The sequence below is a fragment of the Pseudonocardia sp. KRD291 genome (genome assembly GCF_019263595.1).
GTDB lineage: Bacteria > Actinomycetota > Actinomycetes > Mycobacteriales > Pseudonocardiaceae > Pseudonocardia.
On the sequence record NZ_JADQDD010000244.1, the window covers coordinates 1 to 9,649 of the forward strand.

At 70.6% G+C, this 9,649-nt stretch carries 12 protein-coding genes; 9 read left to right on the plus strand and 3 right to left on the minus strand.

Translation table 11 applies throughout. From position 1 onward, the window contains the following. Positions 1–731 (minus strand): enoyl-CoA hydratase-related protein (locus I4I78_RS25355; protein ID WP_218614004.1); only part of this gene is annotated, 731 nt, incomplete at its 3' end. 479 nt (positions 732–1,210) lie between these two features. On the opposite strand from I4I78_RS25355, the gene I4I78_RS25360 reads away from it, so the two are divergent. The 4 genes from I4I78_RS25360 to I4I78_RS25375 are packed head-to-tail and all read left to right on the plus strand — an operon-like array spanning position 1,211 to position 4,920. Next, positions 1,211–2,020, plus strand: a complete 810-nt coding sequence (locus I4I78_RS25360; protein WP_226380420.1) for an enoyl-CoA hydratase/isomerase family protein — start codon at positions 1,211–1,213, stop codon at positions 2,018–2,020. After that, on the plus strand, positions 2,020–2,844 hold the full coding sequence (locus tag I4I78_RS25365) for an enoyl-CoA hydratase/isomerase family protein (protein WP_218614005.1): 825 nt from the start codon (positions 2,020–2,022) through the stop codon (positions 2,842–2,844). Before I4I78_RS25360 ends, I4I78_RS25365 begins: the two co-directional genes overlap by 1 nt. Continuing rightward, entirely contained in the window at positions 2,841–3,869 is a 1,029-nt protein-coding gene (locus I4I78_RS25370; protein WP_218614006.1) for a phosphotransferase family protein, read from the plus strand. Before I4I78_RS25365 ends, I4I78_RS25370 begins: the two co-directional genes overlap by 4 nt. A 28-nt stretch (positions 3,870–3,897) precedes the next feature. Continuing rightward, positions 3,898–4,920 carry a hypothetical protein gene (locus tag I4I78_RS25375; RefSeq protein ID WP_218614007.1) on the plus strand — a complete coding sequence of 341 codons (1,023 nt, stop codon included), beginning with the start codon at positions 3,898–3,900 and terminating at the stop codon, positions 4,918–4,920. A 73-nt stretch (positions 4,921–4,993) separates the two neighbouring features. Here the strand turns inward: I4I78_RS25375 and I4I78_RS25380 are convergent, their stop codons facing one another. Beyond that, a complete protein-coding gene (locus I4I78_RS25380; protein ID WP_226380421.1) occupies positions 4,994–6,643 on the minus strand; it encodes an AMP-binding protein in 1,650 nt (549 codons plus the stop codon). A gap of 298 nt (positions 6,644–6,941) precedes the next feature. On the opposite strand from I4I78_RS25380, the gene I4I78_RS25385 reads away from it, so the two are divergent. Further along, positions 6,942–7,322 (plus strand): hypothetical protein, encoded by a 381-nt coding sequence (locus I4I78_RS25385; RefSeq protein ID WP_218614008.1) that lies wholly within the window; start codon positions 6,942–6,944, stop codon positions 7,320–7,322. Here the strand turns inward: I4I78_RS25385 and I4I78_RS25390 are convergent. Next, the gene (locus I4I78_RS25390) at positions 7,294–7,476 is read right to left on the minus strand and encodes a hypothetical protein (RefSeq protein ID WP_218614009.1); all 183 of its coding nucleotides are present in this window, start codon (positions 7,474–7,476) and stop codon (positions 7,294–7,296) included. The genes I4I78_RS25385 and I4I78_RS25390 overlap by 29 nt on opposite strands. A gap of 129 nt (positions 7,477–7,605) precedes the next feature. Between I4I78_RS25390 and I4I78_RS25395 the strand changes: the two genes are divergently transcribed. The 4 genes from I4I78_RS25395 to I4I78_RS25410 all read left to right on the plus strand — a co-directional run. Further along, complete coding sequence (locus tag I4I78_RS25395) at positions 7,606–7,923, plus strand: SDR family NAD(P)-dependent oxidoreductase (RefSeq protein ID WP_218614010.1); 318 nt, start codon at positions 7,606–7,608, stop codon at positions 7,921–7,923. A 52-nt stretch (positions 7,924–7,975) separates the two neighbouring features. Next, positions 7,976–8,485, plus strand: a complete 510-nt coding sequence (locus tag I4I78_RS25400) for a carboxymuconolactone decarboxylase family protein (RefSeq protein WP_218614011.1) — start codon at positions 7,976–7,978, stop codon at positions 8,483–8,485. Positions 8,486–8,638: 153 nt separating this feature from the next. Beyond that, on the plus strand, positions 8,639–9,058 hold the full coding sequence (locus I4I78_RS33975; RefSeq protein ID WP_218614012.1) for an acyl-CoA dehydrogenase family protein: 420 nt from the start codon (positions 8,639–8,641) through the stop codon (positions 9,056–9,058). Between the two features lie 192 nt (positions 9,059–9,250). Then, a partial coding sequence (locus I4I78_RS25410; RefSeq protein WP_218614013.1) for an acyl-CoA dehydrogenase family protein occupies positions 9,251–9,649 on the plus strand: 399 nt, incomplete at its 3' end.

The following is a 9,649-nucleotide window of genomic DNA, read 5'->3' on the forward strand; positions in this document are numbered from 1 at the left end:
TCGTCGGACTCGCCGAACAGCTTGAGCGTCGAGAAGGCCATGTTGCCGATACTGACCATGTGCTCGGTGTCGGTGTTGAACGACTGCTTGAGCACCTGCAGCGCCGTCGGGGAGTAGTCGAGCATCGTGTCCGCCCACTTGCGAACCTCGTCCTTGAGCTCGGCGGCCGGGACCACCCGGTTGACCAGCCCCCAGTCCAGCGCCTCTTCGGGAGTGATCCGGCGGAGCATGAACCAGATTTCGCGTGCCCGCTTCTCGCCCACCACCCGGGCGAGGTAGCTCGACCCGAGACCGGCGTCGAAGGAACCGACCCGCGGCCCGTTCTGGCCGAACGACGCCGTGTCCGCGGCGATGGTGAGGTCGGCCAGCACGTGCAGGACGTGGCCGCCGCCGATAGCGATGCCGTTCACCGCGGCGATCACCGGCTTGGGCACGTCGCGGATCACCCGGTGCAGGGCCTCGACCTCGAACAGGCCGGTCTCCGAGGGGCCGTAGTCTCCGGTCTCCATCCGCTGCTTCTGGTCGCCCCCGGAGCAGAATGCCTTCTCGCCGGCACCGGTGAGGGCCAGGACCCCGACCCCGTCGTCCGCCCAGGCGGACTTGAACGCGTGCACCAGCTCGTCGACAGTGCGCGCGCGGAACGCGTTGTAGCGGTCGGGGCGGTTGATCGTGATCCAGGCGAGGCCGTTGTCGACCTCGTAGGTGATGTCGGTGTACTCCTCGGGCTTCATGACGCCCCTTCCTCGACGGTGAGTGGTCGCCTCCCCGGCCGGGCATCGGCACCGACGGCGGGCGGCGGGCCGAACGGGGGACCGGGTGGCGAATATTTGGCCTGACCTTTATATCATCAGCCCGAAGTTGCGGGAACTCCCAGCGGTGGGAGCCGGCAGTACCGGTCGAGGAGGCACGATCGGCGATCGGCGCCTCGGAGAGCCGGGTGATCTGCGCGGCAGGCGGCGACGTGCTCGCCGGCGCGTTCGGCTCGCGCTGGCTGCGACATGGTGATCGCCCGCCGCGGGGTGCGCTTCGGGTGTCCTGAGATCAACGCCGTCGCCGACGCGTTCCGCGAGAAGCGGGAGCCGGTGTGGACGACGCGCTGACGGCGATCCGTTCCTAAGCGGTCTGTCCATTGCTATCGTCGGTCCAATTCCGCCGGGTCGGCGAGACCGCCGGAGCTAGATCGATTCGCCACGATGTCGAGGGAGTCTCCATGCCCGACCCCGGTGTGCCGACGACGCTGCGCCTGGAGGAACACGACGAAGGCGTGGTGGTCCTGACGCTGGACCGTCCGGATCGGTCGAACGCCATGACCGTCACCATGTTCGAGGAACTGGAGCAGACGTCGCGCGTGCTCGACCGGCGCGAGGGGCTGCGGGTCGTGGTCCTCACCGGTGCAGGGAAGGCGTTCTGCGCCGGCTACGACCTCGCCGACGCCGAGCGGCTCCCGGAGCTCGGCGCACTCGGCATGCTCGACCTGCAGGAGCATGCGGCCCGCGCGCTCGCCGCGGTACGCGGTCTCCGGGTCCCGGTGATCGCCGCCGTGAACGGGGCCGCCGCCGGCGGCGGACTCTCCCTCGCCCTGGCCGCGGACATCCGGATCGGGTCGTCTCGCGCGCGGTTCAAGGCCTCGTTCGTCACGATCGGTCTGTCGGCGGGCGATCTCGGTACCTCCTGGCTGCTGCCCCGCCTGATCGGTCCGGCAGCCGCGTCCGAGTTCGTCTACACCGGACGCACCATGGAGGCCCGCGAGGCCGAGCGCAACGGTCTGCTGAACCGGGTCGTCGATGCGGACGAGCTGCTTCCTGCCGCGTTCGAGCTCGCCGGTCAGATCCGACGCAACTCGCCCGGTGGCGTGCAGCTGTCGAAGCGGGCCCTGCACGCCAACATGGAGATCGGCTCCTACGCGGCCGCGCTGGAGCTGGAGAACCGGGGCCAGGCGCTGCTCACCCGCACGGCCGACATGGCCGAGGCGCTCGAGGCGTTCCGTACCGGGCGCGACCCGGTGTTCGGGGGCAGCTGATGACCGCGACCACCCCGGTGCCCCTGGCCGAGCTGGAGACACTGCTGGTCGAGCTGCGGGATGACGGCATCGCGGTCCTCACGCTGAACCGGCCGGAACGCGCCAACTCCCAGACCGTCGCGATGTTCCACGAGTTCAACGACGCCGCTCTCGCCCTGCGGGACTCCGGAGCCCGCGCACTGGTCGTGCGCGGAGCGGGGGAGCGGGCGTTCAGTGCGGGCTTCGACATCGCCGAGATCGATGTCATCCGGGCGATGAGCGTGCGCGAGTTCCTCGCCTTCCAGGAAGCGGCCACCGGTGGGCTGTCCGCGATCCGGCACCTCCCGTTCCCGGTGATCGCCGCGTTGCACGGTCCGGCGGTCGGCGGAGGGTTCTCGCTCGCGCTGGCCGCCGACGTCCGGCTGGCCGCGCCCACGGCGAAGCTGTCCTGCGCGTTCGTCCGTGTCGGTCTGTCCTGTGGTGAGCTCGGGACGAGCTACCAGCTCACCCGGCTCGTCGGCTACGGCCGCGCAGCCGAGATCGGGTTCACCGGAAGGCTGGTCGAGGCCGAGGAGGCGGAACGGATCGGTCTGGTGAACCGGGTCGTGCCCGCGGAGGACCTGTTCGACGAGGCGGACACGCTCGCGCGGGCGATCGCTGCGAACTCGCCCGGCGGCATCCGGCTGAGCAAGCGCGCTGTGCAGCGCAACACCGAGATCACCTCCTACGCCGCGGCGCTCGAGCTGGAGAACCGTGGGCAGGCGTTGCTGAGTACGACCGACGACATGGCCGAGGCGCTCGCGGCGGCCACGGCACTCCGTGCGCCGCGGTTCGCGGGCCGATGAACACGGCGACCGCCGGGTGGCCGTCGGACACCCTCACCGACCTGGAGACGTTCCTCGCCGACCACGCGATCATGCGCGGCCCGGTACGGGCCCGGCCGATCGGTGACGGGCACTCGAACCTCACCTACCTGGTCACCGACGGCAGCCGCTCGGTCGTCGTCCGCTGCCCGCCACCACCGCCGCTCCCTCCCGGGGCGCACGACGTGCTGCGCGAGGCCCGGCTGCTCCGTGGCCTGGCCGGCACCGGTGTCCCGGTGCCGGAGGTCCTCGCCGTCGCCGAGGCCGGCGAGGTGACCGAGCAGCCCTTCTACGTGATGACCCACGTGGCCGGCCTGGTCGTCACGACCCGCACCCCCGAGGCGCTTGGCGCGCCGTCCGAGCGGCGCGCCGTCGCGCTGTCGTTGGTGGACACTCTCGCGGCGATCCACCGCGTGGACACGGCCGCCGCCGGGCTGGAGTGGGCCGGGCGCCCGCAGGGTTTCAACGCGCGGCACCTGGCCCGGATGCGCCGGCTCGTGGCCACCGACGAGGGCGCCGTACCCGTGGAGTTCGCCGAGGTCGATGCCTGGTTGGCGGCGAACGTCCCCGCGGAGTCGGGGGCGACCGTCCTGCACAACGACTTCCGGTTCGGGAACATGATCCTCGCGCCGGAACCGCCCGGGCGGGTGGCCGCCGTCCTCGACTGGGAGCTGGCGACCCTGGGGGACCCGCTGCTCGACGTGGGCTACTTCCTGGCGTCGTGGCCGGCGCCCGGTGAGCCGCTCACCCCGACCGGGCGGCTCGGGACGGCGGTCCTCGAGCCCGGTTGGCCGGGCCGGTCCGAGCTCTCGGCGCGCTACACCGACCGCACCGGCCGGGATCTCACCGGCCTGCCCTGGTACACGACCATGGCGCTCTGGAAGCTCGCCGTTCTCTACGAGTACAGCCACCGGCGGGCCGTGACCGGCCACGGGGACCCGTACTACGCCGACCCCGGCCTGGTGCGGTCGTTCCTGGACGCGGCCCGGGCCGCCGCCGGGCTCTGACCCCATTCCGTCCGGTCCGGGAGGCCACATGAGCAACCGTTCGCACGAGACGTTCCACGATCCGATCGTCACCGCAGCGGAGGAGGCCGGGCTTCCCGAGCGCTTCTTCGACCGTTTCGTGTTCAACCTCCACCCGGTCGATCGCGCCGAGCCGTCGGTGCTGGTCGGGCACGGTCTGCATCCGCGGCGTGACACCGTGGACGGCTTCGCGATCGCGGTGACCGGTACCGAGCAGCGCAACCTGCGCTGGTCCGGTGAGCTATCGGCGACCGATCGCGAGTCCTGCGGTCCGTTCCGGTTCGCCGTCCTGGAGCAGAACCGGGCCTGGCGGATCGAACTCGGCGACAACCCGTCCGGGGTGTCCTTCGATCTGACGTGGACCGCTCGCACCCCGCACTGGTGGGGGGACATCGACGTCGTCAACGCCGGAGGTGAGACGACGCGCTTCAGCCACCTCTTCCAGTCCGGGCTGTGTTCGGGGCGGGTACGGATCGGCGAGGACGAGCACGTCGTCGACGGCTGGTACTCACAACGAGACCGTTCCCGGGGTGTCCGCACGATGAGCGGTGGCCAGGGCCTGCACATCTGGTACCAGGCCCAGTTCCCGGACCGCTCGGTGGGGTTTCTGCTGGTCGAGTCGCGCGATGGCAGCAGGCTGCTGCTGGAGGGCGCCGTGATGCACACCAGCGGAGACCTCGACCCGATCACCGAGGTACGCCACGACCTGACGTTCGATGATCTGGACCTGCGCTCCGGCACCGTGCTCGTGGAGACGGTGTCCGGTGCCCGGTACACGATCGCAGCCGACGCCTCGGCACGAGGAGGGCTCATGTCCGGCGGAGGCTACGGAGGGCACCACGGTGAGCGGCACGGTCGTGAGCACGTCGAGCACGACGTGTATCCGCTCGACGGCTCGATCAGCCAGCGCACGCTGGACTCCTCGCTCACCGACCGCTCGACCCGCTTCGACTGGAACGGGACGCCGGGCGCCGGCATCTTCGAGTTCGCCCTGACCCGGTCGCCGGCCTACCGGTACCGGCCGACCCTCTGACTCCCCGGCGACACGACGAACAGGGGATGCGGCCGAGCCGGCCGCCCCCCCCCCCGTTCGTCGTCGATGCTGATCAGCCGCTGTTGACGGCCAGTTCGCGCAACCGGAACTTCTGGACCTTGCCGGTCGCGGTCGTCGGCAGTTCGTCCACGAGCACGAGTCGCTCCGGCAGCTTCTGCATGGCGATATTGCGTTCCTTGAGGAAGCCGGTGATCGATTCCAGGGTCGGCGTCCGGTCCTGGGCGGGGACGACGATGGCGCACGCCTTCTCGCCGAGCCGCTCGTCGGGGTAGGCGACCACGGCGACCTGGGCGACGTCCGGGTGCTCCCGGACGTAGCCCTCGACCTCGCCCGCGCTGATGTTGGTGCCACCGCGGATGATGATGTCCTTGAGCCGTCCCGTCACCCGCAGGAAGCCCTCGGCGTCGAACCGGCCCAGGTCACCGGTGTGGTGCCAGCCGTCGGAGTCGATCGTGGCCGCCGTCCGCTCCGGCTCGAGCCAGTACCCGAGCACCCCGCCCGGGCCGTAGTAGCAGATCTCGCCCTCCTCGCCGGTCGGCGCGGGCCCGCCGTCGGGACCGAGAAGGCGCACCTGGACGCCCTCGAGCGCGGCCGACCCGTCGGAACCCGCCCGCCTCTCCAGTGAGTCCCCGTGGTGGCAACAGGTGACGGCCAGCAGTTCGGTGCAGCCGTAGAGCGGCGTGAGCAGACCGCCGTCGAACGCCTCGTCGAACTCGATCGCCAGGGACTCCGGGATCGGGGCGCCGGCGCAGAGCCAGAACCGCATAGACGACAGGTCGCGCTGGTCGGTCCTCTGCGCGTCGAGCGCCATCCGGACGAACGGGGTCGCGGTGGCCGTCGCGGTGCAGCGGTATCGCTCGATCCGGCGCAGCCCCTCGTGTGGCTCCCAGAGGTCGATCAGATGCGACTCGGCGCCGGCGACGAGCGGGACGAGCAGACCGACGACGAAGCCGGTCGCATGGGCGATCGGTGACGGCATGAACAGCACGTCGTCCTGGCTGGTGTGGAAGACGTCCTCGGCGAGGCCGACCGCGGAGAAGTTGACCGTGTTCCAGGTGTGCACGCACCCCTTGGCGGTGGACTCGGTCCCCGAGGTGTAGACGATCAGGTGTGGGGCGTCGGGGTCCGGGTGCGGCCCGAAGTCGTCGGCCGGCGCCTCGGCGGAGACCGCGTCGTCGAAGACGATCTCGCCCTCCCCGGCCTCGCCCCGCACGATGACGAGCGTGCCGAGATCGGGAATCTCCCGCTGCAGCGTGCGGAACATCTCGGCGTGGTCGAATCCGCGGAACACGCCGGTGGTGATCGCGGCGACCGCGCCGGAATTGCGCAGCACGTGTGCGACCTCGCTGCTGCGGTACACCGTCATGATCGGCACCGTGACCGCGCCGAGCCGGGCCAGCGCGAGATAACCGACCACGAACTCGGACCAGTTCGGCAGCTGCATCACGACCCGGTCGCCCGACTTGACCCCCCTCCGTCGCAGCGTGGCGGCGAGGCTGAGCGCCCGCGTCCGCAGCGTTGCGTAGTCGATCTCCGTGGTGCCGTCGGAGACGAACCTCCGGGTCGGCGTCTCCTCGGCCCAGCGGTCCAACAGCGCCGAGGCCGAGCCGTCTCGCCACCATCCGCGCGCACGGAACTCCGCCGCCGCCTCCACTCCGTACCGACCGTTCACCGAGAGGGTCGTGGGCTCGACCGTGACCATGGCTGTCTCCCGCTCCGTTGCGAAGTACGTCCGGTTGGGCGCGCCGCGGGGCGGACACGCCGGGCGCGAGGTGTGTGATCCGGCCCATACTGTCGAAAATCGTAGCCGGATCGATCGCCCAAAGCAATGGTCAGTCCATATGGCCGTACGGTGACCGCCGTTGCGAAACGTCCTCGCGCGAAAATAGTGGGACTGCTGTCCGGGCAGCTGTACGCATCCGGTATGACGCTGATGTGCCCGAGCGACGGTGCCGGCGGCGGGCAGCAGGTGCCCGGCCCAGGACGCTCCTCGCGCCCCGGTGATCGTCGCGCCGATGTTTCCGGTCTCGGGACCGGAACTCGTGATCGAGTCCTGCCGGGCGGGACTCATCGGTTCCTTTCCCACCCAGAACGCCCGGACCTTCGACGACCTCGTGAGTTGGTTCGACCGGATCCGGGACGGGGTGGCGGACCTGACGCGACCGTCGTGGGCAGTCAGCATGATCGTGCACCACAGCTACGAGCGTTTCGCCGCCGAGCTCGAACTGGTCCAGGAGCACCGCCCGGATGTCGTCGTCACGGCGCTCGGTCCGTCGAGCCGTGTCCTCGAGGATGCGTCGGCTCGCTGCGGGTCAGCCGGCAACAGGTCGTCATCGGTGGCCGGGCATGGTCCTAGTCGATGGTGGTCACGGACCGGGTGAGTTCCTCGATGAAGTCGTGCACTCCGCCCTGCGGCCATACGGTGCGCACCGACATGTCGAGCATCAATCGGCCGTGCACGGCCGACCACAGGGACATGGCGCCGTCCTGCGGTGACTGCGTCATGCGCATGCCGTCGGCCGACAGTCGGGTCACCGCGGTGTGCCACCGTGCGGCCACGTCGGTCGTTCGGGGCCCTCGTCGTCCAGCGACTCCGGGGATACCGTGAAGATCAGGCGAAATCCGACAGGGTTCTCCTGCGCGAACTGGCAGTAGCCGTGTGCGATGGCCGCGAATCGTCTCGCCGGTGAGAGTTCGGCCGTAGCCATCGAGTACGCGCCGCACGGCGTGCGGATCAACTGCATCGCTCCCGGCATGATGGACACCCCGATGGGCGTCGATTCCGTCGCCCGCGACACCGGAGCCGACCGCGAGGCCATCGCCGCCAAGCGTGCGTCGATGGTCCCGATGGGGCACCAGGGAACCAGCGACGACGTCGCCAAGGCCGCGCTGTTCTACGCCTCGGACGATTCCGCGTTCATCACCGGAACCGTGCTGCCGGTCGACGGAGGATTCACGCTCCGGGCCGGATCAGCCCCCTGACCGACGCCGACCGGGGGAAGGTGCCGTCCCGCCAGGCGGCACCGTCGGTTCGGTGGCCGTGCTCGAGAATCAAGGAGGAATGGTGATGAGCGACAACCGCGCGAAAGCGCTGGAACTGCTCCAGGAAATGATTCCCGACATGCTCAGCGGGGACGGCCAGCAGGTGCTGGCGTCGGGATTCGCCAGCGAACTCGGGGATATGAGCCTGGACAACGTGTTCGGAGCACTGTGGTCCCGCCCGGGACTCGACCGCCGATCACGCAGCCTCGTGACGATCGGCATCCTGATCGCGTTGGGCTCCACCGAAGAGCTGAAGGTCCACTTCCCGGTCGCACTCGTCAACGGCGTGACCCGCGAAGAGCTGGAAGAGATCGTGTACCACTCCGCCGGGTACGCCGGATTCCCCGCGGCATCCACAGCTCGCCTGGCCGGTATGGAGGTACTCGGCTCCGAGGAAGCCGCCCAGGATCATATCCGTCACCTCACGGGCGGCGGGGAGGAGCTGCGCCCGTCGGCTGATCCGGACGTCAGCGCTGACGGCAAGCCACGGCAAGGTGGATAGAGTAGTCGCAATGTTCGGGCTGGCGGAAGGAGCGCACGTGGGTTTCGGGCAACGGTCCGCGCTCCTGCCCGGCCTGGTCGGCGGCACGGTCCGCGCTTCGGTTGCGTCGCTGCAGGGGGCCGCTCGGGGCGCGGTGGGGCCGGTGTCCACCTCGTGCGCTCGGATGACGACGTCGTCGTGCACGCCACCGCGACAGTCGAGCCGGTCGAGGGGCTCGACCCCGGCCTGGGCGCCGGGGTCGTCGTCCCGACGGGCGCGGGCGAGACGCTGGCCGGTGCCGGTCCGGCCCTCACCCGGCTGCTGCGTGTCGCGGCCGCCGCGGAGGCGGCGGGCGGTGCGCGCTCGACGCTGGACGCCGCGTTGGCCTACGCGAAGGTCCGCGAGCAGTTCGGTCGCCCGATCGGTAGCTTCCAGGCGGTCAAGCATCACCTGGCGATGATGCTCGTCCGCAGCGAGCTCGCGGTGGCCGTCGCCTGGGACGCTGTCGGGCCTCCCCGGGACCCGACGCCGATCTCGCGGCAGCGACCGCGGCCGTCACCGCGCTGGATGCCTACCTGGACAACGCCCGGATGAACATCCAGCTGCACGGTGGCATCGGGTTCACCTGGGAGCACGACGCGCAGCTGTTCTTGCGCCGGGCGACGGCCCTGGCGGCCTTCGCGGGTCCCCTCGACGGGGCCGCAGACGAGGTGGCCGAGTCCACGCGGCGGGGGGTGGCGCGCGACCTCACCGTGGGGCCGCGGTGCCGGGCCGACCGAGCAGCTGGTGATCGAGGACGAGCTGGCCGGACTGGACCTGCCGGATCTGCGCATCGGGGGCTGGGTGTTGCTCACCCTGGTACAGACCGCGAGCGCCGAGCAGATCGAGCGCTGGATCGGCCCCGGCCTGCGCGGTGAGCAGGCCTGGTGCCAGCTGTTCAGCGAGGCGGGGGCCGGCTCCGACGCGGCCGCCGTCGCGACGAGGGGGGTGCGGGTCGACGATGGATGGCGCCTCACCGGACAGAAGGTGTGGACGTCGAACGCACAGAACTGCCAGCGGGGCATCGCCACGGTGCGGACGGACGCCGGCGCGACGAAGCACAAGGGCATCACCGCGATGGTCGTGGACCTGACCGGCCCGGGGGTGACCGTGCGGGCACTCCGCGAGATCACCGGGGAGTCGCTG